Source organism: Micromonospora sp. RB23, assembly GCF_053585025.1.
The window spans coordinates 2,290,262-2,317,253 of record NZ_CM132111.1; the positions used below are offsets into that span (position 1 = coordinate 2,290,262).

A 26,992-nucleotide genomic window follows, 5' to 3' on the forward strand; every position below is an offset into this window, starting at 1 on the left:
CACCTCGTCGGGCTCGGCGGTCGCCCGCCGAGCCCGACGCCGTGATCGAGCAACGTCCAGACCGACAGAGGACAGTGACCATGGACGACACCATCCTCGAGATGCGTCGTATCACGAAGACCTTCCCCGGAGTGACCGCGCTGGAGGACGTCAACCTCGCGGTGCGCCGGGGAGAGATCCACGCCATCTGTGGCGAGAACGGCGCCGGCAAGTCCACCCTGATGAAGGTGCTCTCCGGCGTCCACCCGAGCGGCTCGTACGACGGCGAGATCCTCTTCGACGGCAAGCCGATGCAGTTCCGGGGCATCCGGGACAGCGAGGCCAATGGCATCGTCATCATCCACCAGGAACTCGCCCTGGTGCCCTACCTGTCCATCGCCGAGAACCTCTTCCTGGGCAACGAGCGGCGGGGCCGTACCGGCCTGATCGACTGGAACCGGGCCAACGCCGAGGCGGCGGAGCTGCTGGCGTCCGTCGGCCTGCACGAGAACCCGGTGACCCCGGTCATCCAGCTCGGCGTCGGCAAGCAGCAACTCGTGGAGATCGCCAAGGCGCTGTCCAAGAAGGTGCGCCTGCTCATCCTGGACGAGCCGACCGCCGCTCTCAACGACGTCGACTCGGCGCACCTGCTCGGCCTGCTCCGGCAGCTCAAGGAGCGGGGCATCACCTGCATCATGATCTCGCACAAGCTCAACGAGATCACCGCGATCGCCGACTCGACCACCGTCATCCGGGACGGTCGTACGGTGGAGACCCTGGACATGCGCGCCGACGACGTCAACCAGCAGCGCATCATCCGGGGCATGGTCGGCCGCGACATCGAGAGCTTCTACCCCGACCGCGAATCGTCGCCCGGCGAGGAGGTGCTGCGGATCGAGGACTGGTCGGTGCGGCACCCCACCCAGGAGCGGATGGTCGTCGAGGACGTCAACCTGACGGTGCGCGCCGGTGAGGTGGTCGGCATCGCGGGGTTGATGGGCGCCGGTCGGACCGAGCTGGCAATGAGCGTGTTCGGTCGCTCCTACGGCCGCGACATCAAGGGCAAACTCTTCATGCACGGTCGGGAGGTCAACGCCCGTTCCGTCGCGGAGGCCATCGACAACGGCATCGCGTACGTCACCGAGGACCGCAAGCGGTACGGCCTCAACCTCATCGACGACGTCCGGCGCAACGTCTCCGCCGCCGCCCTGGACCGGCTGGCCAAGTACGGCTGGGTGAACGGCAACGAGGAGATCAAGGTCGCCGAGTCGAGCCGGCGCGACATGAACATCAAGACGACCAGCGTGATGGCGGTGGTCGGCAAGCTCTCCGGCGGCAACCAGCAGAAGGTCGTGCTGTCGAAGTGGCTCTTCACCGACCCGGACGTGCTGATCCTGGACGAGCCGACGCGCGGGATCGACGTCGGGGCCAAGTTCGAGATCTACACGATCATCAACCGGCTGGTGGCGGCCGGTAAGGCGGTGATCGTTATCTCCAGCGAGCTGCCGGAGCTGCTCGGAATGTGTGACCGCATCTACACCCTCGCCGCGGGCCGGATCACCGGTGAGAAGCCGGTGAGCGAGGCGACCCAGGAGAGCCTCATGGAGCTGATGACAAAGGACAAGGAGTTCGTCGGATGACCAGCATCAAAACCCCTTCGACGGAGCACCCGACACCGTCGGACACCGCGCCGGCCGTCGCTCTGCACACGGGGACGAGCGACCTGCGGGCCCTGGTGCTGAACAACCTCCGGCAGAGCGGGATCTACGTCGCCCTGGTCGTCATCGTGGCGCTCTTCGCGGTCCTGACCGACGGGGTGTCACTGAGCCCCGGCAACATCACCAACATCGTCCTGCAGTACTCGTACATCCTGGTCCTCGCGATCGGCATGGTCATCCTGATCATCGGCGGGCACATCGACCTGTCGGTGGGGTCGGTGGTCGCGCTGACCGGCGCGGTGTCCGCCGTCCTGGTGATCCAGCAGGGCCACCCGTGGTGGCTGGGCGTCCTCGCCGCGCTGGCCGTCGGCATCGCGGTCGGTGCGTGGCACGGCTTCTGGGTGGCGTACGCCGGCATCCCGGCGTTCATCGTGACCCTGGCCGGCATGCTGCTGTTCCGGGGTCTCACCCTGCGGGTGCTCGACAACATCTCGCTGTCGCCGTTCCCGGCCGAGTACCAGAAGGTCGCGGCGGGCTTCCTCAACGGCCTGCTCGGCGGTAACGGCTTCGACGCCTTCACGTTGCTGATCGGCGCGATCGCCGTGGCCGGGTACGCGGTGAGCGGTTTCCGCACCCGCCTGGCGCGTATCCGCTACCAGCAGCCGGTCGAGTCCTTCCCGCTGTTCGTGGCCCGGGTCGTCGTGGTGGGCGCGGTCATCATGTACTTCGCCTGGCAGCTGGCCCACGCCCGGGGCCTGCCGATCGTGCTGATCATCCTGGCCGCGCTGGTGCTGGTCTACGGTCTGCTCACCCGGCGGACGGTCTTCGGCCGCCAGGTCTACGCGATCGGCGGCAACCTCTCGGCGGCGGCGCTGTCGGGCGTGAAGGTGCGCACCGTCAACTTCTGGATGTTCGTCAACATGGGCTTCCTCGCGGCCGTGGCGGGCGTCATCTACTCGTCGCGGTCCAACGGCGCGCAGCCCGCGGCCGGCAACATGTTCGAGCTGGACGCGATCGCCGCGGCCTTCATCGGCGGCGCGGCGGTCACCGGCGGCGTGGGCACCGTGGTCGGCGCGATGGTCGGTGGTCTGATCATGGCGGTGATGAGCAACGGTATGCAGCTGATGGGCGTCGACCAGTCGACGCAGTCGGTGGTGAAGGGGCTCGTCCTGCTCGTCGCCGTCGCGTTCGACGTCTACAACAAGCGCCGGGCGGCCGGCACCCGCTGACGCCCCGGACCGCACGTACGTGTGCCCCTGCCCGACCAACGGGCAGGGGCACACGCCGTCAGCGGATCAGTGGCAGTTACCGGTGCCGCTGTCGGAGTAGGTCTGGCCGGCGACCGGCACGAACTGCCAGTCGTAGCTGCCGGAGTGCAGGGTGAACTTCAGGACCCCCCACGCCGAACTGTTGCGCGCCTCGCTGTTCGGCTGGATGGTGCCGAAGCCGTAGTGGTCCGCGCCGCCCATGCCGGCGACGAAGCTGCGCATTCCCCGGCTGGCGTCGTAGCTCCCGGACGGGTTCATCGGGCCGAACCGCTCGTACACGTGGTTGTGGCCCCACACCACGACGTCGGCGTTGTAGTCGTAGAGCGCCTGGTACAGCGGGCGGGTCGACGTGGACGGCGCGTGGTCGGAGCTGGACGTGAACAACGGGTGGTGCCAGTACGCGATCGTGCACGGCTTGGTGCTGGCCGCGAGGTCGGCGCGCAACCACTGCTCCTGGGCGGAGCCGGCCGACATGCTGACGTTCGAGTTCAGCGACACGACGTGCCAGTTGCCGAGGTCGTAGGAGTAGTAGCCGCGGCCGCTCGGGCCGGCGTTCGTACCGAAGTAGTTGTAGTAGCCGGTGGCGCCCGACGTGTTGTAGTCGTGGTTGCCCGGCGACGGGCGGGTGCGGCTCTTGTGCCGCCCCCACGTCGGCTCGTAGTAGCTGGCGAACTGCGACGCCGTGCCGCTGTCGTAGACGTTGTCACCGGTCGTGAAGACCGTGCCGGAGATGCCGTCGAGCAGCGTCGCGGTGGCGGAGTCGCCGGAGCCGGAGGTGGCGATGTCGCCGGCGCCGACGAGCACCGGGTCACCGGACGGCGGTGTCGTGGTGCCGGTCGTGACGACCAGCTGTGGGGCGTCGCCTCCGCTCTCCCGGGTGTCGTAGTAGGCGCCGTCGCCGCTGGCCGAGGTGGCGCCGAAGCTGTACGTGCCGTTGCCGGTGACCGCGGAGGTCACGTCGATCTCGTACCAGGTGTTGCCGGCGACCGCGCCGAGCGAGGAGAGGGTGGCTCCGTCGATGGCCGGCTGGTTGTTCCAGGTGGTGCCGGTCTCCGACCAGGTCGTGCTGGACATCGCCCGGAACGTGCCACCGGCGTCGCTGCCGTTGTTGCCGCTGATCGTGCGCAGCCGCAGCTTGGCGCTGGTCACCGTGCCGCTGACACCGCTCACCGTGAAGCGCAGGAACATGCGCCGCGTGGGGGAGTTGTCGACCACGATCTGCGTGGACGTGCCGTAGTTGGTGGACGCCGTGTCGTTCTGGACGTAGGTGTCGGCGACCGGCGTGAACGTCACGCTCGCCGCGGAGGCCGTGCCCGAGCCGGTCAGGACGACGGCGGCGGTGGCGGCGACGAGCACCGCCACCGTCCCGACCGTCAGCGGTGGGCGGGCGATTCGAATGTCCATCCAGGACCCCTTCGTTGCGGGTGGAGAGCGCAAGGAACGTAGGAAGGCCGATGAACCGGCGCGCTGCCGTCAGATGAACAGTACGCTCAGACAGTGAAACATCTCGATGTTCGCGCGATGTTCACCGGCCGCATGCCCCTTGGCCGCCCGCAGCGCCTTGTGGTCCGCCGGGCCGGATCGTCACGATGGCTGACCGTCGCCCACCGATGACCAGGAGATGCGCGTGTACCTGTCGACCGTCTCCCGCCCGGTCACCGACCCACCCGGGCCCCACCGCCGCCGGCTCGCCCTGGTCAGCGGCAACGTGGTCGCGCTCGGCACGGTCAGCCTGATCACCGACGTCTCGGCCGAGATGGTGGCCGCCGTCCTGCCGCTCTACCTGGTGCTGGGCCTGCAACTCAGCCCGGTGGCCTTCGGTGTGCTCGACGGCGTCCACACCGGCGCGACCGCGCTGCTGCGGGTCGTCGGCGGCTTCGTCGCCGACCGGTTCCGGCGGCGCAAACTCGTCGCCGGTGTCGGTTACGCGCTGTCGGCGGTCGCCAAGCTCGGTCTGTTGCTCGCCGGCCGGTCGGTCCCCGCCATCGGCGCGGTCATCGCCGTCGACCGGCTCGGCAAGGGCGTCCGCAGCGCACCCCGGGACGCGTTGATCACCCTTTCCACCCCACCCGAGGCGCTGGGTCGGGCGTTCGGGGTGCACCGGGCCATGGACAGCTTCGGCGCGTTCCTCGGGCCGCTCGCCGCGTTCGCCGTCCTGCTCGCCGTCGGGCAGTCGTACGACGCGGTCTTCGTCACCAGCTTCTGCATCGCCGCCCTGGCGGTCGTCGTGCTCGTGCTGTTCGTCCGGGAGCGACCGAGCGACGAGCCCGCCGACGCGCCGGACGAACCCCGGGTCTCCGTCAGCGAGGCGTGGGGCCTGCTGCGCAGCCGACCGGCCCGTCGGCTGCTGCTGGCCGCGACGATGCTCGGCCTGGCCACCATCGGTGACGGCTTCGTCTACCTGGTGCTGCAACGTCGCGAGGACCTGGGCCTGCGGTGGTTTCCTCTGCTGGCGGTGGGCACCAGCCTCGCGTACCTGCTGCTCGCCGCCCCGCTCGGTGTGCTCGCCGACCGGATCGGAAGGCTGCCCGTGGTGGTGGGTGGCTACGTCGCGCTCGGCCTGACCTATCTGCTGCTGTCCGGACCGTTGCACGGCTGGCCGGCGCTCGCGCTCACGCTGACGCTCTACGGCGGGTTCTACGCGGCCACCGACGGCGTGCTCATCGCGCTCGCCGGACCGGTGCTGCCACCGCGGCTGCGCACCACCGGGATCGCGCTGGTGCAGACCGGGCAGGCACTGGCGTACCTCGTTTCCTCGGTCCTGTTCGGTCTCGCCTGGCAGGCGTGGGGCCCGCAGGCGGCGGTCCGGGCCGCCGCCGTGGCCGTCGCCGGTGTCCTGGTGGTCACCGTGCTCCTGCTGGCTTCCCCGTCCCGTCTGATCCCTCGGAGGGTGTCCTCGTGACCGCGATGTCGACCCGGGCGAAGCTCGGTGTGGTGGCCGCCGCGGCGGTGCTGTTGGCCAGCGGGGCGGTGGGCTACGCGGCCATCGCCGCCGAGCCGCCCCGGACCCCGCCGCTGGCCGCCGCCGGGGACCAGGCGGTCACGCTGACGGCGGGTCCGCGCCTGCTGGCCATCACCGACCGGTACGTCTCCAGCGTCGCCACCGCCGACCCCGACGGGCCGCGTACCGTCTCGGGTCTGGAATGCCTGCGGGTGTACGCGGCGGCCGGCACCGGCGTCTGCCTGAAGCCGGAGACCGCCTGGTCGTACCAGGTGGTGGTGCTCGACGCGGCCCTGCGCCAGAAGCGAACGCTGAGCGTGCCGGGCCTGCCCAACCGGGCCCGGGTCTCGGCGTCGGGCCGGATGGTCTCCTGGACGACGTTCGTCGGCGGTGACTCCTACACGGCGAGCGGCTTCTCCACCCGCACCGGCATCCTCGACACCGTCACCGGGGCCACCGTCACGTCGCTGGAGGGGTTCGCCGTCACGCTTGACGGCCGCGCGCACCGCAGCCCGGACGTGAACTACTGGGGGGTCACCTTCACCGCCGACGACAACCGGTTCTACGCGACGATGTCGACCGGCGGCAAGCGCTACCTGGTACGCGGCGACGTGGCCGCCCGGACCGTCGAGACGCTGCGGGAGAACGTCGAGTGCCCGTCGCTGTCGCCGGACGGGACCCGGATCGCCTTCAAGCAGGCGGTCGACGCCGACCCGACGAAGGGCTGGCGGCTGTCGGTCCTCGACCTGGCCTCGGGGCGGATCACCGCGACGGCGGAGACCGCCAGCGTGGACGACCAGGCGGCCTGGCTCGACGACGCGACGCTGGCCTACACGCTGCGCCAGAGCGACGGTCGCCCGGACGTCGTCAGCGTTCCCGCCGACGGCTCCGGTGCGCCGAAACTGTTGATCCCCGGCGCCGAGTCGCCGTCGCCGCTGACCTGACGACCCGGCCGTCCGGTGCGACACCTGACAGCCTTGACGCGGTCAACGTCCCGTCATGTCGGCTTCCGCGCCGCAGCCTCCGCCGTTCATCGACGGCCCCGAAGGTATGGGCCATGACAAGGCTCAGTCGTCGCATTTTCGTCCTCAGTGGACTGGCCGCCGCCGGCGCCGCGGCAACCCCCTGGCAGAGTGCCCGCGCCGCGGCGCCGTACCCCTTCAAACTCGGTGTGGCGTCGGGTGATCCGGCTCCCGACAGCGTGGTCCTGTGGACCCGGCTGGCACCGTCACCGCTCAACGCCGACGGGCAGGGCGGCATGGCCGACGCCGACGTGACGGTCGAGTGGCAGGTGTCCACGACCGACCGCTTCTCGTCGCTCGTCGCCTCCGGCTCGGTGGCCGCCCGGTACGCCGACGCCCACTCGGTGCACGTCGTCGCGGGTGGCCTGGCGGCCGACTCGGACTACTACTACCGCTTCCGGGCGCAGGGGCAGATCTCCCCGGTGGGGCGTACGCGGACCGCGCCGGCCCCGGGCACGTTCGGCCGCGACCTGGTCATGGCCTTCGCCTCCTGCGCGCACTACGAGGCCGGCTACTACACGGCGTACCGGCGGATGGCCGAGGAGAACCCCGGGCTGATCCTGCACCTCGGCGACTACATCTACGAGGGCGGCGTCAACACCTCGGCGGTGCGCCAGCACGTGGGCGCGGAGATCGTGTCGCTGGCCGACTACCGCCGCCGGTACGCCCTCTACAAGTCCGACCCGGACCTGCAGGCGGCCCACGCGGCGGCGCCCTGGCTGGTGGTCCCCGACGACCACGAGGTGGAGAACAACTACGCGAACATGGTCCGCGCCGACAGCAGCCCCACGCTGACCGCCGCCCAGTGGACCGCCCGGCGTACCGCCGCGTACCGGGCCTACTACGAGAACATGCCGCTGCGGCCGGCCTCCGCGCCGAGCGGCAACAGCATCGGACTCTACCGCCGCGTACGGTGGGGTCAGCTCGCCACCTTCCACATGCTCGACACCCGGCAGTTCCGCGACGACCAGGCGTGCGGTGACGGCTGGAAGGTCTGCGCGGACGCCGACCTGGCCTCCCGGTCACTGACCGGCGCGGCCCAGGAGGCGTGGCTGCTCGACGGGCTGGCCCAGCACTACGGCACCTGGGACATCCTCGGCCAGCAGGTGTTCTTCGCCCGTCAGCTCGACGCGACCGGGGCGGCGAACATGGACGCCTGGGACGGCTACCGGGCGTCGCGCAGCCGCATCCAGACCGGCTGGCAGCAGCGCGCCGTTCGCAACCCGCTCGTCCTCACCGGCGACGTGCACAAGTCCTGGGCCAACGAGCTGAAGGCCGACTACGCCAACCCGTCGTCGGCCACCATCGGCACCGAGCTGGTCTGCACCTCGATCACCTCGACCGGCAACGGCACCGGCAGCACGACCATCCCGAACGCGGCCGCCAACCCGCACCTGAAGTTCTACTCCGATCGGCGCGGCTACGTCCGTACGACGATCAGCCGCAGCCAGGTCCGCGCGGACTTCCGCGCGGTGAACACGGTGACCGAGCACGGCGCGGCTGCGTCGACGGTGCGCTCGTTCGTCATCCTCGACGGCCAGCCCGGCCTCCAGGCCGGGTAGAAGGAGCACACCGATGACCGCACTCACCACACTGCTCGCCGTGACCCTGCTGGCGCCGACCGCGTTGGCGCCCGCTCCGACGGCCATGACCGCCGACGCGATCACCTGGACCACCGCCAACAGCGTGGCCACCGGTGACCAGGACCTGCCCGCCATCGCGATGAACCGCAACGGGCAGGTCGCGGTGGCCTGGGAGGACGACCGGGACAGCACCGCGCCCGAGGACGACACCCACAGCGAGATCTACCTGCGCCTGTTCCGCGACGGCACGCCCGGCTACGAGCTGAAGCTCTCGGGCGGCGGCACCAGCGGGGCCGCCTGGCGGCACATCAGCCCCGACGTCGGGCTCGACGACCGGGGCAACGCCGTCGTCGTCTGGGCCGCCGACGGTGACGGCAACGGCGTCTACAACATCCAGTACCGGGTGGTGTCCCCGTCCGGCGCGATCCTCGGCTCCGGGCAGGCCAACGCCAGCGACGCCGGCCAGCAGATCTGGCCGAAGGTGGGCGTCGACCCGGACGGCGCGCCCACCAGCGCCGCCGTCGGCTTCACCGTCGTCTGGGAGGACGTGCAGGGGACCGCGCCGGCCACCGTGAAGGCCGCCGGCTTCACCGCGCCCACCACCAAGGGGTACGAGGTGACGGCCTCGCAGACGACCGGTACCCACCACCGCCCCGACGTGGCGGTGTCCGCCTCCGGCGAGGCGCTGGTGGTGTGGGACGAGGACGCCGACGCGAACGGCTCGTACAACATCGGGCTGACCCGTCTGGCCCGGTCGAACGGAGCAGCGGTGCTGTCCCGGCGTACGGCCAACGCGCAGAGCGGCGGACAGCAGCGGCGGGCGTCGGTCGCGGCGACCTACTCGGGTGACTTCGCCGTGGGCTGGGAGTCGGACCACACCGGTACGCCTGGCGTCTGGGTCCGTTCGTTCACCGCGGCCGGCGCCGCCCGCCACGAGGAGGTCCAGGCGTCCACCGGGAGCGGGGCGGTCGCTCCGGGCGTCGGCATCGACGACGAGGACAACGTCGTGGTGGGCTGGACGGTGTCCGGCGCGAACCCGGACGTCTGGGCGCGCGGCTTCAACCCGGACGGCGGCACCGCGGGTCGGCTGGCCGCCCAGGCGTTGAGCCAGACGACGACGGGCCGGCAGGAACACCTGGCCGTCGCCGCGTCCCCGTGGGGCGAGGTGAGTCTCTGCTACACCGACGACAACGACGGCAACGGCTTCGACCAGGTGGTCCTCGGGCTCGGGGCGACGAACTCCACCTGGCTGATGACCGCCGAGGAGTTGCGTCAGCGCAAGGCGCGGGCGGGCTTCACGACCCACTGATTCAGGCGGTGCGCCTGACGCGGTCACGATTCGCGTGATCGACTCGGGTTCGGCGCAGTCGCGGTGTCCCGCTACCGGGGACACCGCGACTTTCCGTAAAACCGAGCCGATCACGCGGGTCGTGCGCGAAACCTGTAGGAAACCTTCGATGGCTGCGTTGACTTCGACGCTTTACTACACAACAATCGGCTTCAACATAGACGCACATCTTTGTGATTGCGCCAGGGTCCCTGCTCAGCCCCGCCAGTACCTCCCCTCGTCAGCGCCGCGGGCGCTCCGTCGCTGCGGCCTGGATACCCCATCGGAAGTGAGGCCACGATGAGACACGGTCGACGACTGGTCGGCGGCGCAGCCGCAACCCTGCTGCTGGTCACCAGCCTGATCGGGGCATCGCCCAGTGCCGCCGCCACGGCCGTCGCCCCCGCGCTCAGCGCTGTGGTGACCGCCAAGCTGCTCGGCGCGGCCGAGGCGTCCAGGGTCGCGAAACCGGAAACCCGCGTCACCATCAGCCGCACCAGCGGCCGGTGGGCGTTCGGCACCGCCGTGGCCCTCGCACCCCGCCAGGAGGACGCCCACCCGACCGGCTCGATCTTCATCGCCCGGTCGGAGGCCACCGGCTGGCGGGTCGCCTTCGACGGCGAGGCCGCGTTCGGCGAACTGGCCGCCGAATCGCCCCTGGTGAGCAGCCAGGAGAGAGACGTGCTCACCACCGCGCCGGCCCCGATGTACGCGGGCGGCGACTACCGGACCGGGATGGCCCTGCCGTTCGGTGTGGGCCAGACGTGGACGCTCACCAGCGGCCCGCACGGCTGGGGTGGCACCGAATCGCCGTACAGCTCGGTCGACCTGGCCGGCGGCGACCAGGTCGTCCGCGCCGCCCGGGCCGGCACGGCGTACACGATGTGTCAGGGGTGGATCCGGGTCATCCACGACCGGGGCTATTCGACCGACTACTACCACCTGTGGAACAGCATCTCCGTCAACGGCGCCGGCGTCGGCCAGGGGGCCGTGTTGGGCAACACCGGCACCGACGTCACCTGCGGCGGCGCGGCCTACGGCCGGCACGTCCACTTCGGGCTGCGGCAGAACAGCGCGTACGTGCCGATCGCCGGGCACGACATCGGCAAGTGGGTGCTGGCCAGCAGCGGCGCCGCTTACCAGGGCGGAGCGCGGCACGGCTCCGCCTACGCCGGTGTCGGCGGCGGCCTCTACAACTACGGCGCGCTCGGCTTCAACCAGGGCGTGGTCGACGCGAACGGCGGTGGCGTGCTCACCCGCCGCGCCGGTCCGGGGACCGGCTACGCCTCGCTCGGCTCGGTGGCGGACGGCGCGACCGTCACCATCTCCTGCTCCGCGAACGGCACCTCCCACACCGGGCGGTACGGCACCACGGCGCTCTGGAACCGGTTGAGCGACGGCAGTTGGGTGTCCGACGCCTACCTGTCGACAGGTGTGAACGGCCCGATCAACGGCTGGTGCTGACGGTTCCGACCTCCGGAGGTTGGCGGCCCGCGCGTCGCCAACCTCCGTCACCGCAAGGAGTGCCCATGTCTGTTCGCACCTCCCACCGAGGCCGGCGCCTGATCACCCTGGCGACCGCCCTGACCAGTGTTGTCGCGGTCGCGTCACCGGCCGTCGCCGACCCCGACACGGCGTCGGTCGCCCCATTCGCCGCCGCGTTCGACAGCGCCGCCGAGCGGTACGACGTTCCCCGCGACCTGCTGGTCGCCCTCGGGTACGCAGAGTCGCGGCTGGACCCGCACGGCGGCGCGGCGAGCGCGGCAGGCGGGTACGGGCTCATGCACCTGGCCGCCGACCGCACCCTGGACGAGGCGGCCGCCCTCACCCGACTCAGTCCGGACGTGCTCCGTACCGAACCCGCGGCGAACGTCCTCGGGGCGGCCGCCGTGCTGCGCTCGTACGCCGATCAGGTCGGCCTCACCGCCGTGGCCCGCGACGACGTGAACAGGTGGTACGGGCCGGTCGCCCGGTACGGCGGCGCCAGCGAACCGTCGGTCGCGCGGCTCTACGCGGACACCGTCTACGACCTGCTGCGTGTCGGGATCGTGCCGACCCGGGGCGAGGGGGTCGCCGGCCGGCCGGTCGCGCCGCGCCGGGGGGCCCTGGAGCGGGCCGCCGTGCTCGGCGGGGTCGGCACCCTCAGCACCGACTACGGGCCGGCCGCGTGGGCGCCGGCCAGCACGAGCAACTACACCGTGGCCAGTCGGCCGGGCAGCCACCCCGTCGACCGCGTCGTCATCCACTTCGCGCAGGGCTCCTACGCCGGGACCGTCAGCTGGTTCCAGAACCCGGCCGCCCAGGCGAGCGCGCACTACACCGTCCGATCCTCCGACGGGGCGGTCACCCAGTCGGTGCGGGAGAAGGACATCGCCTGGCACGCCGGCAACTGGACCTACAACACCCAGTCGATCGGCATCGAGCACGAGGGGTACGTCGACAACCCGGCCTGGTTCACCGACGCGATGTACCGCTCCTCGGCGACGCTGACCCGCAGCCTCGCCACGAAATACGGCATACCGAGGGACCGGGCGCACATCATCGGCCACCACGAGGTGCCCGGCGCAACCCACACCGACCCCGGCCCGAACTGGAACTGGACCTACTACCTGCAACTGGTGAACGGGATCACCGGCATCGGCTCGGGCACGGTGACCACCAGCGCGAGCACCCTGAACGTACGCTCCGGCCCGGGTGCCAGCTATCCAGTCGTCGGCTCGGTCGCCGACGGTGCCAGCGTGTCCGTCTACTGCCAGGCCGTCGGCAGCACGGTCACCGGACCGTACGGCACCACCTCCGTCTGGGACCGGATCGGCACCAACCGCTACGTCTCGGACGCGTACCTTCTCACCGGCTACGACGGGTACATCCCGAACGTACCCCGTTGTTGAGGGCGCGGGCCGAAGCCCCGACCACGTCCGTCGCTCAGGTGGTCGCCGGTGGTGCGAAGAGCAGGTCGAGGTGGGCGTCCAGGGCGGCGAGTGCCTGCTCGGCGGTGTACTGCCCGCCGAGCAGGTGGACGCCCAACCCCTCCATGAGCGCCAGCAGACCCCGCGCGTCGGCCTCGCCACGGCCGACGGGCAGGACGCTGGTGACGAACGCGGTGAGCTGCGCGGTGCCCTCGCGCAGGCCGGTCGCGGCCGACGGGCGCACCGCCGTGTACGCGAGGAACGCGAGCGCCACCCGACCGTCGTCGCGGGTGTGTTCGTCGAGCGGCAGGAGCGCGGCGATCATCGTCCGCAGCAGCAAACGGGGGGAGGGGGTCTCGCCGAGTCGCGCCACCGCCTCGGTGACCCGGATCTGGCTGCGTTCGCGGACCACGCTCAACGCGAACGCCATCATCTCGTCCTTGGTGCGGAAGTAGTGCTGGACCATTCCGGCGGACACGCCCGCCTCGGTGGCGACGTGGCGGAGGCTGACGGCTTCCAGGCCCTGATCCGCCGCTACCCGCATCAACGCGTCCGCGATGAGGGTGCGTCGCTGCTGGTGGTCGACCTTCTTGGGCATGGCCTCGATCGTTTCACAGTGGGTGGCCGGGAGCCGCCGTCGCGCGGCGGTCAGCCTCCGGCGCGGGCGTGCCCCGAGCGCTGCGCAGCAGACCGTCCGGGTCGTCGGCGTACAGTCGCAGCTCGTCCATCGGCGCGGAACGGCCTCGGGGCAGGTCGAACGCCGTCGGCCGGCGCAGCACGACGTCGATGCTCGTCTGGCTGCCGACCGAGATGTGCAGGATCTGACGGTCACCCTCCTGTTCGAACTGCACGGACCTGCTGGACGGCAGGGAGCGGTGCCGCTTGCGCAGCGCGGCGATGTCGGCCCACGGGATCCAGATGTCGATGCCGGAGCTGTGGCGTACCCGCAGCCCGGTGTCGGCGACGATGTGCGGGTGGATGGTCATGTTCGCCCACAGGCCGACCATCCAGAGCAGACCCCAGATGCCGAGGCCGAGCACGATCCAGCGGGCCGGCCGCCAGGGGACCACGTGGGTGACGATCAGATCGAAGATCGGGATCTCGACGGCCGACAGGGCGATGAAGATTCCGAGGATCGGCTTGACCACGCCGAGGTAGCCGAACGGTTCGTCGCCCGGTCCGAGCGGCAGGGGACGGCGACGAGCCCACAGGTAGAGGCTGCGCCACATCGCGGCCTCGGTCACGACCGCCCGGCGCAGCAGCGGCCCCACGGTCGCCCTGGCGGGCGTCCTCGTGTCGGTCATCGTCGTCCTCGCTGTCAGAAGGTGCTGGTCAGTGGAGGGTCACGGTGCCCGCGCCGCCGTCGACGGTGACGAGCTGGCCGGTGGTGATGGTCCGGGTGGCGTCCGGCACGCAGATGACGGCGGGGATGCCGTACTCCCGCGCCACCGTGGGGCCGTGCGCCATGATCGCGCCGGTCTCGGTGACCAGGGCGGCGGCGGTGAGGAACAGCGGGGTCCAACCGGGGTCCGTGGTCGCGGCGACCAGGACGTCGCCGGGCTCGACGTGGGCGGTGGCCGGGTCGTGCACGACGCGGGCCGGGCCGGTGACCCGACCCGCGGACGCCCCCACTCCGCCGAGCGTCCCGTCGCCGCCGCGAGCCCGGGGCAGGACGGTCTCGACGTCGGTGCCGTCGGACAGCAGCGCCACCGGCACCGACCGGCGGCGCAGCTCGCGGCGGTGCACGGTCCGCCGGGACGCGACGACGTCGCGCTTGTCGACTCCCTGGTGTACGGCGACACGCACCTCGTCGAAGGTCAGGAACATGATGTCGTCGCGCTGGTCCAGCAGCCCGGCGTCGGTCAGGTCGGCGCCGATCAGCAGCAACTGTCGGCGGGTCTCCCGCAGCGGGTACAGCCCGGCGAACTTGCCGGCCTCGCGCAGACCGGCCAGTGAGCGGGCGCGGCCCAGCAGGAACCCGGCGATCCGGCCGCGCACCGGCCGCCGCCGACGGGCCCGTGCGGTGAGGTCCTCCAGCGCCGTCTCCGCCGCCGCGGCGGCACGGCGGAAGCGCTGGTCGGGGCCCTGCTCCGGGTCGGTGACCCGGAGGTAGTTGGCGAGCGCGGCGAAGACCGGTGTGGGGTCCTCGGCCCAGCGCGGCACCCCGAGGTCGACCTCGGCCACCCCCCGGTGCCCGTACGCGTCCAGGAAGTCCGTCATGCCGATGTCGGGCAGTTCGCCGCGCAGGTGACGAGCGGCCAGCTCGTCCGGTGGTGTGTCGAGCAGCAGTCGCCGGTGTTCACCCACGCCCTGGGCGAGCCGCCACAGCGCCAGGTCCATCTCGATGGTGACGTTGTGCGGCATCCCGCCGAGCACGGTGTGGATCTCGTCCGCACCGGCGATGCCCTTGAGCAGGGCGGACGGCAGCGCGGCGGCGAGCATGCCGGCGACGATCGGCCACATGATGGCGTCGCTGTGGTCGGCGTCGTCGCGCGCCTCGACGTAGCGGAGCCGCTCGGCCGCGGTCCGCAGGTCGTCGGGGGCGGACGAACGGACGCGGAGCTGCTCGATCGCCGCGAACATGCGGACGCGTGCCGCCTCCGGTCGGGCCAGGGCGCGCACGATTCCCAGCACCGCCCGGCCGGCCGTCCGCAGGGACGCCGCCTGCTGCGCCGCGCCGCGCCCGCCGCTGGTCGGGGCGAATCGTGGATCGGCCAGGACGTGCCGCATGACCGCCTGCGCCCGGGGGCCGAAGTCGACGGCCATCAGCTTGACCAGTCGCCTGCGGGACGACCTGCTGCGGGCCAGGTCGGTCAGGTCGCCGTAGAGGCGACCGCCGATGTCGACGATCTCCACCCGGACGCCGAGCGCCGCGAGCATCCCGGTGATCTGCGCCCGTAGGGTCGCCATGCCCATCGGGGTGACCGGCCGCAGCATGCCCTGGACGTGCCCGAACTCCAGGAACACGCGGGGAAGCGGTTTGCCGGTGGCCGGCGGCAGCGGGAACAGGCTGGTGATCGGCCGCGACTGCAGCAGCCACAGCACGTCGTCCGCGTCGATCGCCCACTCGACGTCCTGGGGACAGCCGAAGTGCCCGGCCAGCCGTTCGCCGGCGGACCGCAGCCGGTCGAGGTGGGCGGACGTCAGGCAACCGGTGTCGTCCCGCGCGACGCCGTCGAGGACGTAGTGGTCCACGGCCGTCGCGCCGTCGACGACGGCGGTGCCGAGTCCCGGCGCGGCGTCGACCACCATCTCGTTCCGCCGACCGGTCAGCGGGTTCGCGGTGTAGAGCACCCCCGCCACCGCAGGCGTGACCATGCGTTGCACGACGACGGCCATCGCCACCTCGTGCTGGTCGATCCCGTGGGCGTCGCGGTAGACGGTCGCGCGGTGACTGTGCAGGGAGTTCCAGCACTTCTCGACCGCGGCGATCAGTTCCGCCGTGCCGGTGACGCCCAGGACGGTGTCCTGCTGCCCGGCGAAGCTGGCGTGCGGCAGGTCCTCGGCGGTGGCGCTGGAGCGTACGGCCACCGGACCGGCACCGAGCCGCTCGTACGCCGCGATGATCTCCACCGCCGGCACGACGCCGCTCCGGTGGGCCTGGGTGGTGACGCAGAAGCCCTCGGGTACGCGTTCGCCGTGCCGGATCAGCGCGCCCAGCCCGGCTGCCTTCCCGCCGACCAGGTCGCCCATGTCGGCGGTCACCTCGGACAACGCGAGCACGTACACGGCGACCCCCAGTTGCAATACGAGTGCATCGCGTCGACCGTAGCGCCTTTACGATGCAACTGCAATGTGAAAGTGGTGGGGATTGCCGACGTCTGCCATGCTCGGACCGGTGACGACCGGCCGCCCCACCAGAGTCCGCACCCATCGCCGCCCCCGCCGGCGAACCATCGTTCTCCTGCTCGCGCTCGTCGCGGCGGCGGCCGTCATCGGCGTCACCGTGGTCGTCGTCCCGATGCTGCGACCGGCGGGTCCACGCCCGCTCTTCCAGATGCCCGTCACCTGCGGGGAGACGTGGCAACTCAGCACCTACCCCGGCCACGACGACTACGACGTCGACTTCTTCCCCATCGAGGGCGAGGCGTGGGGGCGTCCCGTCCTCGCCTCCTTCGCCGGCACGGTCACGGTGGCCGGCATCAACGGGTCGCTCGGTGGGCGGACCCCGGAGAACCCGGAGGGTCCGCGCGGGCGCGGTGGTGGCTACTGGGTGAAGATCGACCACGGCGGCAGGTGGGAGACGCAGTACCTGCACCTGCTCGAACCGCCGCTGGTCACGGTCGGTCAGAAGGTCGCCCAGGGTGAGCAGATCGGTCGGCTCGGCAGCACCGGCAACTCGGGCGCGCCGCACCTGCACTACGAGCAGCGCCGGGGGCGGGACAAGGTGGAGACCCACTTCGACGGCGCGCCGTCGGGCATCACGACCGACGAGCGCGAACAGATCCTGCGCCGGGTGAGCAACAACTGCCCGACCGTCTCCTGAGGACGGCGGTTTGCCCGCCCCCGCTCTGGGCACTGAAGAGGGTGACCGCGCAGACGCAGGGGAGGAGCTGGCGATGACCAAGGGCGATGTCGACACCTACCAGGAGAACGGGCAGTGGAAGAACCGCCCGGAGGGCAACGACCGGGCCAGCAGCACGCATGACACGAAGGCCGACGCGCAGGCGCAGGGCCGCGAGATGGCGGCCGACCGGGGCGTCGAGCACGTGATCAAGAAGCAGGACGGCACGATCGGCGAGAAGAACACGTACCCGCGCAGCCGCGACCCGCGCGACATCGCGGGCTGATCACCTACCTGTGTTCGGGCCGGCTCTCTCGGTGTGACCGAGAGAGCCGGCCCGTCTCGTGCGGGTTCCGCCGATTCCGAGTAGCCGGAGCGAATGGGAGATTTGGGAAGTAAAGTCCCTTTTGGGACTGGAGTGGCGGCGGGGGTGAGCAATGGCGTTTCGGAGGCGGCGGTCTCGTCCGACGAGCACCGTGGCGCTGGTGGTCGTCGTGACCCTGGGAGCCCTGATGCTCGCACCGCTACCGGCGTCGGCGGCCGGATCCGTCCTGTTCGACCAGCCCTTTCACAACAACACCGCGAACGGCATCGGCCCGGTGGTGCTGCCGGGCGTGCCCGCGGCCGGCGCGACCAACGCCGCCTGTTTGAGCGCGGCTGGCAACTCCACCACGGGCCCGCTGCTGAGCTGCACCACCTCCACCGACCCACAGGGCGCGGGTAAGCTGCGCCTCACCCCCGCCACGGCCAACCGGCAGGGTGGTGTGTTCGGCGCGGTGAGCGTGCCCACCTCGCAGGGCCTGCACCTGATGTTCAACACCTACCAGTACGGCGGCTCCAACCCGGGCGCGGACGGCCTCGCCTTCGCGCTGGCCGCCGTCGACCCCGCCAACCCGCGATCCCCGGCGACTCTCGGCCAGTCCGGTGGGTCGCTGGGCTACTCGGCGGCGTTCAATGGCGTGTCGGCGGGCCTGTCCAACGGATATCTGGGCATCGGGCTGGACGTCTTCGGCAACTTCAGCAGCAGCACCTACCAGGGCACCGGCTGCACGAACCCGCCGTACATCAACACCACCGGGGGACGCGTTCCCGGGCAGGTCGTGGTCCGTGGCCCGGGCCGCAACGGCGTCGGCTACTGCGCGATCAACAGCACCGCCGGCAGCACCTCGGCTCCCGCCCTGGCGCTGCGGGCCAGCACCCGGGCGGCGTCCGTGGTGCCGGTCGAGGTCGTCATCAACACCACCGCCTCCCCGTACACCACGGACACCGGGATCACCACCCCCGCCGGGCAGTACCGGATCCGCTTCACCCCGGTCGGCGGTTCCGCGCAGACGCTTCAGGGCGCGCTCCCGGTCGTGTCGCCGAGCCTGTATCCGTCGCCGACCTGGCTGAACGCCGACGGCTACCCCCGGCAACTCGCCTTCGGGTGGGTGGGCTCGACCGGATCGGTCACCGACTTCCACGAGATCGACGAGGCACGGGCGGTCAGCTTCAACCAGGTGCCGGACCTCAACGTGTCGCAGACCAGCGCGGTCGGCCCCACCCCGCAGCCCGGTGACCCCGTCACCTACTCGATCACCGCGGGGGTCGACGCCGGCGCCACCGAGACATCGCCGATCTCCGTCACCCAGACCGTTCCGGCCGGCGTCACGCCGCGCGGCGCGTTCGGCACCGGCTGGGTCTGCGGCGCGCCATCGGGCCAGAGCATCACCTGCACCAACAGCAACGGCCCGTTCCCCGGCGGCACCTTCCTGCCACCGATCACGGTCGTCGCCACCGTCACCGCGACCGGGGTGACGCCGGCCCTGATCCAGACGGCCACCGTGGCGACCTCGTCGTCGATCGACGCGAACCCGGGCTACTCCGGCATCGCCACCGGCATCGCGCCAGCCACCGCCCCCTCCACCGTGACCGTCACCCCGGCGCAGAGCTCGATCGCCGGGGGCATCGCCGTCACCGTCGGCGGGAGCAACCTCACCGGAGCGACCGCGATCACCATCGGTACGACCGCCGAACAGCAGTCCGCCACGTCGGTGCTCCTGCTGCCGTGCACCTCCGGCCCGGCGGCCGGCTGCTTCACCGTCAACCCCGACGGCACCCTCGGCATCTCCTCGATGCCCGCCCGGTCCAGCGCGGCGACCGTCACGGTCAGCGTCGTCACCCGAGGCGTCGCGGGGTCGGCGACCTACGTCTACGCCTCGGCGCCCGCCACGCCGGCCGCGCCCACGGCCGTCGCGGGTGTCACCAGCGCCACCGTGAGCTGGACCGCCCCGGCGAGCAACGGCAGTCCGATCACGACCTACCTCGTCACCCCGATCCGGGACGGCGTCACCCAACCGACCCTCTCCTTCGACGCCTCCACCACCAGCCGCACACTGACCGGGCTGACCGCCGGCTCCTCGTACACCTTCCGGGTTGCGGCGGTGAACGCGTACGGCACCAGCGCGGCCAGCCCCGCCTCGGCGGCGGTGGTCCCGTACACCCTGCCGGCCGCCCCGACCATCACCTCGGTCACCGGGGGAACGACCGCCGCCAGGCTGAGCTGGACGGCACCGGCAAACGGAGGGTCGCCGATCACCGGTTACACGGTGACTCCCTACCTCAACGGGGTGGCGCAGACCCCGCAGACGTTCACCGACACCGCCACGACCCAGGTCGTCACCGGGCTGACCGCCGGCGCCACCTACACCTTCCGGGTGGCCGCGATCAACGCCGCCGGGACCGGCCCGCAGTCGGCCCCGTCCGCCTCGGTGACCGTCAACCCGCCGCCGACGCTGAACTTCGCGCCGCCACCACCGGGCAAGGCGTACGTGCCGTACCAGTACCAGCTCACGGTGACGGGCGGCACGAGCCCCTTCGCCTGGTCGGTCAGCGCCGGAGCCCTGCCTCCCGGCCTGAGCCTCGACCCGGTCACCGGCCTGCTCTCCGGCACCCCCACGACAGCTGGGACGTTCTCCTTCACCGTCCGGGTGACCGACTCGTTCGACCAGTCCGACACCCGCGGTGTCGAACTGGTCATCAACCCGCTCGGAGGGCTCTCCATCAGTGTCCCGGCGATCTCCGCACTCGGCACCGTCACCTCCCAGGCGACCGGCGTCGCGGGTCAACTCGGCCCGGTGACCGTGACCGACGACCGTGGACCGCTCTCGGGACAGTGGGTCAGCGTCGTCTCGACCACGAGTTTCACCACGGGTTCCGGCACGCCGGCCGAGACCATTCCGAACAGCAACGTCACGTACGCCTCCGGCCCTGCCCTCGCCACCACCGGCACCGGGACGTTCCTTCCGCAGCCCGGCGCGGTGCTGGACGGTCCGCGTACCGCCGCCGGCTGGTCCGGGCAGACCGGCGGCCCGAACTCCGCCACCTGGAACCCGACGCTGTCGGTGACGTTCCCGCCCGCGAAGGTGGCCGGCAACTACGTGGCGGTCGTGACGCACTCGGTCGCTTAGGCCGGCACCACGTACGGGAACGCGTCGGCGCGGGCCGCCTTCGTGACGTCGGGGGTGAGGCCCGACGTGGTCCCCGTGTTGAGGACGAGGGAGAACATCACCTCGGGCGCGTTGTCGGCCATGGTGCGGCCGTTGCGGACCGCGAAGCCGTAGTTCGCGGCCGTGCCCACCGTGTACGACAGCACGTCGGGGTAGAGCGCCCGGGCGACGCTCCAGCCGTACGCCTGCGGGTCCGGCGCGGTGCCGTTCGCCGCGACGACCCCGGCGATCGCCTTGGCGATCTCCTCCCCGTCCTCGGGGAGGTCCTGGCGGGGGTGCCGGAAGTTCGCCGGGTCCGAGAAGTCGGTGTCGTGGGGCCAGAACACGGGCCACATCATGGGGTGGCCGGCGCGGTTGATCTGCCGCCATCCGCCCGCGTCGGTGGCGAGCAGCGTCCGGCACCAGACGCCGATCTCGGTGCCCGGGCGCAGCAGCGGTTCGTCGTGGGAGACCTCCAGGACGATCGACTCGACGGTGGTGCCGGCGAAGCTGTTCTTGGCCTGGTCGGCCCGCCAGGCCGAACGGTCCACCTTCGCGCCGTTCTTGACGGCGCCGTTGATGGTGGCGAGTTCGTCGAGGTCGATGTAGAACGGGTCGGTGATCCGGCCCGCCCAGACCCGGACGCGCTGCCCGGTCGTGATCTCGCCGGTCCGGCCCTCGGCGATGGGAGTGCCCATGGCGGCGTCGTCGCGGGCGTCGGCGCCGGTGAGTTCGTACAGCTGGAGGGTCTGCGTGGCGTTGCCGTCCGGCTCGCCGAACGCGAACCGGTAGGTCAGCTCCTCGATGTCCGCCCCGTTGAAGTGAACCTTGAACTCGTAGCGGGCCTCAGCGTGAAAGCCGCGCTTGATGTCGGCCCTGGTCACCGAGCTGTTGACGTCCATGACGAACACCGTGGCGCCGTCGCCGTCGAAGACGTACAGGTCGTCGATGTAGAGCTGACCTCCCTGGGCGGCGAGGGGGGTGTCGAGGTGGTGCGACATGGGCTCACTCCCGTGACGGCTATTTCCGGACTAAACCGAACATAGCGGTCGCAGCCTGATCGCCCGACCGAATCGGGTTCGGGATACCGCGGTCCACGCGAACGGGCCGTCCGAGCGCAGCGCTCGGACGGCCCGTTCGCTCGTGCCGATCTCGTCAGAAGCGGGACCACTTCTGGTTGGACGCGCCGAGGCAGTCCCACAGGTGCAGCTTGCCGCCGTTGTTGGGGTTGGCCTCCCGTACGTCGACGCACTTGTTGGCGCTGAGGTTGACCAGGTCGCCCGCGCCGTTGAGCGTGAAGCGCTGGGCCGGGTTGCCGTTGCAGCTGACCAGGTTGACCTCGGTGCCGTTGGCCGTGCCGGCCCAGGCCGGGTCCATGCACTTGCCCATGGCCCGGACGGTCCCGTCGGAGGCGAAGGTCCACGCCTGCGCAGCGGTCGTGTTGCAGTCCCAGATCTGCAGCTTGGCACCCTCGACGGGGTTGGCGCTCGGGATGTCGATGCAGCGCCCGCTCTGCGCTCCCCGGATGCGCGTGGTGCCGGACGGCGGGTTGCCGCCGTCGGAGGTGTAGCTCGACACCCGGACGTAGTCGACGAGCATCTGTTGCGGGAACTGGGTGGAGCCGTCCGGGTAGCCGGGCCAGTTTCCGCCGACCGCCACGTTGAGGATCATGAAGAACGGGTGGTCGAACACCCACCGGTTGCCGCCGAGGCGGGCCGGGTCGACCCGGTGGTACTGCACCCCGTCCAGGTACCAGGTGATCGCGCCCGGCTCCCAGTCCACCCGGTAGTCGTGGAAGCCGTCGGCGAGCGGACCGCCGATCGTGCGGCTGCCGGTGATGCCGCCACTGCCCGAGTATCCGGGACCGTGGACGGTGCCGTAGACGGTGTTGGGCTCCCGGCCGATGTTCTCCATGACGTCGATCTCGCCGGCGTCGGGCCATCCGCCGCCGGTGCCGAGCATCCAGAACGCCGGCCAGATGCCCTGGCCGCGGGGGATCTTGATGCGGGCCTCGAAACGGCCGTACGTCTGGGTGAAGGTCGCCGCCGTCAGGAGCCGGGCCGAGGTGTACTCGCAGCGGCCGTAGTGGCACTGGTAGTTGGCGGGGTTCTCCCGGCGGGCCGTGATGACGAGGTTGCCCTGGCCGTCGTGGACGGCGTTGCTGGTGCTGTTGGTGTAGTACTGCCGCTCGTTGTTGCCCCAGCCGCCGCCGCCGATGTCGAAGCGCCACTTGTTCGCGTCGACGGGCGTGCCGGCCGGGGCGTTGAACTCGTCCTGCCAGGTGATCGGTCCGATGGCGGCCTCGGCGCGGTCGGACTGACCCGGGAGGGTGAGTGAGGCGAGGGTGGTGACGAGGGCGACCGCCGCGAGGAGGAGGGGGCGGCTTCGGGAGGTGGGTCGGGCTCTGAACACGGGAGGCTCCTCGGCGAGGTGGGTAGTGGAGGCGGCGCGTCGGAGGCGGCGCGGCGGAGGAGTGCGGAGAGCGCTCTCCAAAGCGAAGCATGTCTATGTAGCGGCCTTTCTGTCAAGAGTGTTTCCAATGCCGCGACGGTCCGTTACCGCCCGATCGCATCCCTCGATAGCGGTCGAATCGACACTTCCTATTGCCGTGGAGCGTCCACGCGGGACAGGATGACGAGGTCCGCAGGAAACCTCCCCGTAACCTGCGTGCTGCTGGTCTCTGTCACAAGGAAGTGGGAGTCAGTCATGAGCGACGCGTCGACGGCGCTGGGTGTGCGCCTCTACCCCGACCTGGTCGAGCGGGGTGGCCTGGCCCCCGCGCTCATCGAGACCGCCGCCCGCCAGCGGCTCGACATCGGTCGCGTGACCGCTCCCGAGCAGGGGCGCGCCCGGTTCACCTGCGCCGAGCTGCACTCCGATCAGGGCGTGGTCTGCGTCGGGCTGGGCTCGCAGGCCCGATACTTCATGATCGACGTCCGGTCCGCGGGCGAGGTGCTGGCACGCGGCGACTGCATGGACCTGCTCCAGGTCGCCCAGGTGGCCTCGGCGTGGCAGGAGGGGACGACGCTCGCCGAGCTGACCGCCCGGTTCGCGTTCATGGAGGAGATCAAGCACCGCCCCGCGTCGGTGGCCCAGGTCGGCTAGTCAACAGCGAAGCCGGGGCGGCAGCGGCGGCCCGGAGTCGCCGTCCCGGTCCAGGTAGGACGACTCCACGAAGGCGACGAAGCGTTCGGCGTCGGCCGCCGTCGACGCCAGCCCGAACGACACCCGGACCGCGCCGCCGGTCGGCAGCGCCAGCGCGTCGAGGTACTCGTCGATCGTGCCGATCTGGGCGAGCAGACGTCCCCGCAGCGTCTGCCGGGTGATGCCGAACGCGCCCTCGCCCGCCCCCGGATTGCAGAAGCACCCCGTCCGCAGGGAGAAGCCCGCCGCGGCGGCCTCCCGGGCGACGAGCCGCTCGTCGACCGGCGCGCCGTCCGGCCGCAGAACGTTGAACGTGACGGTCGCGCCCCGGCCCTCGCCCGTGGCCGGCCCGTACACCCGCACCAGCGGTTGGCCGTCGCGGTGCCGCAGCGCGCTCAGGCGGTCCAGCAACCACGCGGTGAGCAGGCCGACCCGGGTGTGCACCAGGTCCACGCCGATCGCGTCGAGCCACCGCAGCCCGAACTCCACGTCCGGGATGCTCAGGAAGTTGAGGGTGCCGTCCTCGAACGCCGACTCGTCGTCCATCGAGCGGTGCCAGTCACCCTGCACGCTGACCGCGCGAATGGTGCCACCGGCGAACCACGGACGGCGCAGCCGTGCCAGCGCGTCACGACGCGCCAGCAGCGCGCCCACACCGGTGGGATAGCCGAAGAGCTTGTACCAGCTCAGACAGACGAAGTCGGGTCGGACGGCGCGCAGGTCCAACCGGTTCGTGGCGGCGAACGCGGCGGCGTCCAGCAGCACGTCGTAGCCGTGCCGGTGGGCCAGCTCGACCCACTCCAGGGGATGCTGCACGCCGGAGAAGTTGCTCTGCGCCGGGTACGCGAACAGCCCACGACCGGCGCGACCCCCGCTGCCGACATCGAGCACCGAGACCAGGTCGGCCTCGGCGACCCGCAACTCCGGGCCGCCCAACGGCACGTACCGCACCGCCGCGCCGGCCGACCGGGCGTACTCGCGGATGCCGTTGACCGAGTTGTGGTTGTCCCAGGTCAGCGCGAAGGGTGCGGCCGGTCCGAAGGCGTACGCCTCGCCGACCAGCCGGCAGGCGCCGCTGGCGTTGGGGGTGAACACCACCGCGTACTCGGCAGGGTCGGCGGAGAAGAAGTCGAGCACCGCCTGCCGGGCGGACTCCACCAGTGCGCCCGCCGCCGCGCTGGTGGGGCTCTCCGAGTGCGGGTTGCCGTACGGGCCCGCCAGCAGCCGGTCGTGGTGCGCCCGCACCTGGGCCCGCGCGGTCACCCCGGCGCCGGCGTAGTCCAGGTAGACCTGCCCGTCCCGGTCGAGGTGCGGGTATTCGGTGGCGCGTAGCTCGTCGATCCGCGCGGTGTCGGCGTACCCGGGCAGGGCCGTCGGCGAGAGAGGAGCGGCCTGCTCAGGACGCACGGCGGGCCTCCCTGCGGACCAGCACCGCCCAGGTCGCGGCGAGCGAGAGCAGCACGAACCCGCCGAGCACCAGCCAGTCGAGGACGATCGGCCGGGAGAAGCTGTCGCCGTACGTCTGCAACAGCGGCGGGCCGAGCGGCGAGTTCCCGTCGCGCCACAGTCGTTCCACGCCGGCGGTGTGCCCCAACCCCTCGAACGCCCACCGGTTCGACATCGCGTAGCTGAGCCACCGGCCGCCGCCCGCCATGGCCGGCACGGGCAGGATCGCCCCGACGAACAGCACCTGCGGGAAGCACAGCATCGGCAGCATGAGGGTCGCCTGGGCTGCGTCCGAGACGGCCGCGGAGCACAGCAGGCCGAGCGCGAGCGCGGCCGCCGAGGAGAGCAGCAGGGTCGCGTACAGGGCCGCGAAGTCGCCGCCGCCGACCGGGGGCAGCCGGTCCATGCCGCGCAGCACCCCGAGCAGGGCCAGGTCCACCAGGGCGAGCAGCGGCAGCAGCACCGCGACCTTCGCCATCAGGTACGGCAGCAGCCGGACACCCGTCAGGCGCTCCCGGCGCAGGATCGGCAGCTCCGTGCAGATCTGGAGCAGCCCGTAGGTCAGGCCAAAGAAGAAGCCGCCGAACGCGATCCAGAACAGGATCATCACGGTGACGGTCGGGCTCGGGCTGGCCGGGTCGAACGCGCCGGGGCGGAACAGCAGCGCGAACATCCCCAGCACCATCAGGGGCGAGCCGAGCAGGATCGCCAGCGTCAGCCGGTTGCGGGCGACGATCTCGGCGTTGCGCGCGGCGAGCACCCACCACTGGCGCAGCCGTCCGGCCGGCCGTCCCTGACCCCGGCCGCCCGGGTCGGCCGTGCCGGCGGTCGGTTCGACAGCACGGGACGCGGCGAAGCGCTCGGGCCACACACCCTGGTCGGACTCCTCGTCGAGCAGCAGGTGCACCTCCGCGAGGGACCGCAGGCCGAAGAACTCCCGGGCGGCGGCGGGCGTGCCGGCGTACGCCAACCGGCCCTCGCGGGTCAGCACGACCACCCGGTCGCAGCGGTCCACGTCGGTGATCTGGTGGGTGGTGAGCACGACGGTGGCGCCGGCATCGGCGAGCGTCCGCAGCGCCCGCAGGAGGTCCACGGCGATCGCCGGGTCCAGCCCGGAGGTGGGCTCGTCGAGGAAGAACACGCCGGGCCGGGTCAGCAGCTCGACGGCGATGCTGGCGCGCTTGCGCTCGCCGCCGCTGAGGCGGCCCACCGGCACGTCGGCCCGCTCGGTGAGCCGCAACTCGGCGAGCACCTCGGCAACCCGGCGGGACACCTCGGCCGGGCCGGTCCCCGACGGCAGGCGCAGCCGGGCCGCGTACCGCAGGGTGCGGGCCAGCGGTAGCTCGCGGTGGATGATGTCGTCCTGCGGGACGAAACCGACCGCGCCCGGGACGCCACCATCGTCGTACGCCACGCTGCCGGCCGCCGGTCTGCGGACCCCGGCCAGCGTCTCCAGCAGTGTGGTCTTGCCCGCGCCGCTGACGCCGATGATCGCGACCAGCTCGCCCGGCGCGACGGTCAGGGAGATGTCGTCCAGGACACGGCGTCCACCTCGGACGGTCGCGCCCAGGTCACGGGCCACGATGCCGACGCCGGTGCGCGGTGGGGACGTGGTCTGCTCGGTCGTCATGTCGAAGGTGCCCGATCCGTTGGGTGACGTGGTGCGCCTGACATCGTGCTTCGCCGATGCTACGTCGCGCGGCGGACAGCCCCGTCCGATGATCGCCCTGGCATGAATCAGCCG

At 71.5% G+C, this 26,992-nt stretch carries 20 protein-coding genes; 12 read left to right on the forward strand and 8 right to left on the reverse strand.

The genetic code is table 11. The annotated features are described in order from the left end of the window. The first annotated feature begins 80 nt into the window (after nt 1–80). Both mmsA and mmsB read left to right on the forward strand, forming a co-directional pair. On the forward strand, nt 81–1,619 hold the full coding sequence (mmsA, locus tag ACTFTM_RS10550; RefSeq protein WP_449565614.1) for a multiple monosaccharide ABC transporter ATP-binding protein: 1,539 nt from the start codon (nt 81–83) through the stop codon (nt 1,617–1,619). Continuing rightward, nucleotides 1,616–2,866, forward strand: a complete 1,251-nt coding sequence (gene mmsB, locus ACTFTM_RS10555) for a multiple monosaccharide ABC transporter permease (protein WP_449565615.1) — start codon at nt 1,616–1,618, stop codon at nt 2,864–2,866. The genes mmsA and mmsB overlap by 4 nt, the downstream gene beginning before the upstream one ends. A gap of 66 nt (nt 2,867–2,932) precedes the next feature. On the opposite strand, the gene ACTFTM_RS10560 is transcribed toward mmsB, so the two are convergent. Further along, nucleotides 2,933–4,309, reverse strand: coding sequence for a CBM96 family carbohydrate-binding protein (locus ACTFTM_RS10560; protein ID WP_449565616.1), 1,377 nt, complete (start codon nt 4,307–4,309; stop codon nt 2,933–2,935). A gap of 223 nt (nt 4,310–4,532) precedes the next feature. Here ACTFTM_RS10560 and ACTFTM_RS10565 point away from each other — a divergent pair, with 223 nt between their 5' ends. The 6 genes from ACTFTM_RS10565 to ACTFTM_RS10590 all read left to right on the forward strand — a co-directional run bounded on the left by ACTFTM_RS10565 (nt 4,533) and on the right by ACTFTM_RS10590 (nt 12,669). Further along, nucleotides 4,533–5,807, forward strand: a complete 1,275-nt coding sequence (locus ACTFTM_RS10565) for an MFS transporter (RefSeq protein ID WP_449565617.1) — start codon at nt 4,533–4,535, stop codon at nt 5,805–5,807. A 5-nt stretch (nt 5,808–5,812) separates the two neighbouring features. Next, nucleotides 5,813–6,790, forward strand: a complete 978-nt coding sequence (locus ACTFTM_RS10570; RefSeq protein WP_449566600.1) for a TolB family protein — start codon at nt 5,813–5,815, stop codon at nt 6,788–6,790. A 113-nt stretch (nt 6,791–6,903) separates the two neighbouring features. Further along, on the forward strand, nt 6,904–8,430 hold the full coding sequence (locus ACTFTM_RS10575; protein WP_449565618.1) for an alkaline phosphatase D family protein: 1,527 nt from the start codon (nt 6,904–6,906) through the stop codon (nt 8,428–8,430). 13 nt (nt 8,431–8,443) lie between these two features. Then, nucleotides 8,444–9,760, forward strand: a complete 1,317-nt coding sequence (locus ACTFTM_RS10580) for a hypothetical protein (protein WP_449565619.1) — start codon at nt 8,444–8,446, stop codon at nt 9,758–9,760. 318 nt (nt 9,761–10,078) lie between these two features. Next, entirely contained in the window at nt 10,079–11,242 is a 1,164-nt protein-coding gene (locus ACTFTM_RS10585) for a peptidoglycan DD-metalloendopeptidase family protein (protein WP_449565620.1), read from the forward strand. A gap of 65 nt (nt 11,243–11,307) precedes the next feature. Next, nucleotides 11,308–12,669, forward strand: coding sequence for an N-acetylmuramoyl-L-alanine amidase (locus ACTFTM_RS10590; RefSeq protein WP_449565621.1), 1,362 nt, complete (start codon nt 11,308–11,310; stop codon nt 12,667–12,669). Between the two features lie 34 nt (nt 12,670–12,703). Here ACTFTM_RS10590 and ACTFTM_RS10595 read toward each other — a convergent pair whose 3' ends face one another. From ACTFTM_RS10595 to ACTFTM_RS10605, 3 genes are read right to left on the reverse strand one after another with little or no spacing between them, the layout of a single operon-like run. Continuing rightward, complete coding sequence (locus tag ACTFTM_RS10595; protein ID WP_449565622.1) at nt 12,704–13,285, reverse strand: TetR/AcrR family transcriptional regulator; 582 nt, start codon at nt 13,283–13,285, stop codon at nt 12,704–12,706. Between the two features lie 13 nt (nt 13,286–13,298). Further along, the gene (locus tag ACTFTM_RS10600; protein ID WP_449565623.1) at nt 13,299–13,991 is read right to left on the reverse strand and encodes a PH domain-containing protein; all 693 of its coding nucleotides are present in this window, start codon (nt 13,989–13,991) and stop codon (nt 13,299–13,301) included. 28 nt (nt 13,992–14,019) lie between these two features. Next, nucleotides 14,020–16,434, reverse strand: a complete 2,415-nt coding sequence (locus ACTFTM_RS10605; protein ID WP_449565624.1) for a PEP/pyruvate-binding domain-containing protein — start codon at nt 16,432–16,434, stop codon at nt 14,020–14,022. A 79-nt stretch (nt 16,435–16,513) separates the two neighbouring features. Between ACTFTM_RS10605 and ACTFTM_RS10610 the strand changes: the two genes are divergently transcribed. From ACTFTM_RS10610 to ACTFTM_RS10620, 3 genes are all read left to right on the forward strand, one after another. Continuing rightward, nucleotides 16,514–17,173 (forward strand): M23 family metallopeptidase, encoded by a 660-nt coding sequence (locus ACTFTM_RS10610; protein WP_449565625.1) that lies wholly within the window; start codon nt 16,514–16,516, stop codon nt 17,171–17,173. 73 nt (nt 17,174–17,246) lie between these two features. Beyond that, nucleotides 17,247–17,477, forward strand: coding sequence for a DUF2188 domain-containing protein (locus ACTFTM_RS10615; protein WP_421475515.1), 231 nt, complete (start codon nt 17,247–17,249; stop codon nt 17,475–17,477). Between the two features lie 199 nt (nt 17,478–17,676). Beyond that, complete coding sequence (locus ACTFTM_RS10620) at nt 17,677–20,640, forward strand: fibronectin type III domain-containing protein (protein WP_449565626.1); 2,964 nt, start codon at nt 17,677–17,679, stop codon at nt 20,638–20,640. Here ACTFTM_RS10620 and ACTFTM_RS10625 read toward each other — a convergent pair. Both ACTFTM_RS10625 and ACTFTM_RS10630 read right to left on the reverse strand, forming a co-directional pair. After that, nucleotides 20,637–21,659, reverse strand: a complete 1,023-nt coding sequence (locus ACTFTM_RS10625; protein ID WP_449565627.1) for a DUF4331 family protein — start codon at nt 21,657–21,659, stop codon at nt 20,637–20,639. The two genes, ACTFTM_RS10620 and ACTFTM_RS10625, sit on opposite strands and share 4 nt — an antisense overlap. A 154-nt stretch (nt 21,660–21,813) precedes the next feature. Then, nucleotides 21,814–23,070 carry a family 16 glycosylhydrolase gene (locus ACTFTM_RS10630; RefSeq protein ID WP_449565628.1) on the reverse strand — a complete coding sequence of 419 codons (1,257 nt, stop codon included), beginning with the start codon at nt 23,068–23,070 and terminating at the stop codon, nt 21,814–21,816. Nucleotides 23,071–23,364: 294 nt separating this feature from the next. On the opposite strand from ACTFTM_RS10630, the gene ACTFTM_RS10635 reads away from it, so the two are divergent. Continuing rightward, nucleotides 23,365–23,763: a hypothetical protein gene (locus tag ACTFTM_RS10635; protein WP_449565629.1), complete on the forward strand. Its 399-nt coding sequence runs from the start codon at nt 23,365–23,367 to the stop codon at nt 23,761–23,763. On the opposite strand, the gene ACTFTM_RS10640 is transcribed toward ACTFTM_RS10635, so the two are convergent. Further along, entirely contained in the window at nt 23,764–25,209 is a 1,446-nt protein-coding gene (locus ACTFTM_RS10640) for an aminotransferase class V-fold PLP-dependent enzyme (RefSeq protein ID WP_449565630.1), read from the reverse strand. Further along, nucleotides 25,199–26,878 carry an ATP-binding cassette domain-containing protein gene (locus ACTFTM_RS10645; RefSeq protein WP_449565631.1) on the reverse strand — a complete coding sequence of 560 codons (1,680 nt, stop codon included), beginning with the start codon at nt 26,876–26,878 and terminating at the stop codon, nt 25,199–25,201. The genes ACTFTM_RS10640 and ACTFTM_RS10645 overlap by 11 nt, the downstream gene beginning before the upstream one ends. Between the last annotated feature and the right edge of the window lie 114 nt (nt 26,879–26,992).

Coding starts and splice junctions, on each gene's coding strand:
- mmsA (WP_449565614.1), top strand. CDS start 81: ATGGACGACACCATCCTCGAGATGCGTCGTATCACGAAGACCTTCCCC.
- ACTFTM_RS10570 (WP_449566600.1), top strand. CDS start 5,813: ATGTCGACCCGGGCGAAGCTCGGTGTGGTGGCCGCCGCGGCGGTGCTG.
- ACTFTM_RS10580 (WP_449565619.1), top strand. CDS start 8,444: ATGACCGCACTCACCACACTGCTCGCCGTGACCCTGCTGGCGCCGACC.
- ACTFTM_RS10585 (WP_449565620.1), top strand. CDS start 10,079: ATGAGACACGGTCGACGACTGGTCGGCGGCGCAGCCGCAACCCTGCTG.
- ACTFTM_RS10595 (WP_449565622.1), bottom strand. CDS start 13,285: ATGCCCAAGAAGGTCGACCACCAGCAGCGACGCACCCTCATCGCGGAC.
- ACTFTM_RS10635 (WP_449565629.1), top strand. CDS start 23,365: ATGAGCGACGCGTCGACGGCGCTGGGTGTGCGCCTCTACCCCGACCTG.
- ACTFTM_RS10600 (WP_449565623.1), bottom strand. CDS start 13,991: ATGACCGACACGAGGACGCCCGCCAGGGCGACCGTGGGGCCGCTGCTG.
- ACTFTM_RS10610 (WP_449565625.1), top strand. CDS start 16,514: ATGCTCGGACCGGTGACGACCGGCCGCCCCACCAGAGTCCGCACCCAT.
- ACTFTM_RS10645 (WP_449565631.1), bottom strand. CDS start 26,878: ATGACGACCGAGCAGACCACGTCCCCACCGCGCACCGGCGTCGGCATC.
- mmsB (WP_449565615.1), top strand. CDS start 1,616: ATGACCAGCATCAAAACCCCTTCGACGGAGCACCCGACACCGTCGGAC.
- ACTFTM_RS10575 (WP_449565618.1), top strand. CDS start 6,904: ATGACAAGGCTCAGTCGTCGCATTTTCGTCCTCAGTGGACTGGCCGCC.
- ACTFTM_RS10615 (WP_421475515.1), top strand. CDS start 17,247: ATGACCAAGGGCGATGTCGACACCTACCAGGAGAACGGGCAGTGGAAG.
- ACTFTM_RS10590 (WP_449565621.1), top strand. CDS start 11,308: ATGTCTGTTCGCACCTCCCACCGAGGCCGGCGCCTGATCACCCTGGCG.
- ACTFTM_RS10560 (WP_449565616.1), bottom strand. CDS start 4,309: ATGGACATTCGAATCGCCCGCCCACCGCTGACGGTCGGGACGGTGGCG.
- ACTFTM_RS10625 (WP_449565627.1), bottom strand. CDS start 21,659: ATGTCGCACCACCTCGACACCCCCCTCGCCGCCCAGGGAGGTCAGCTC.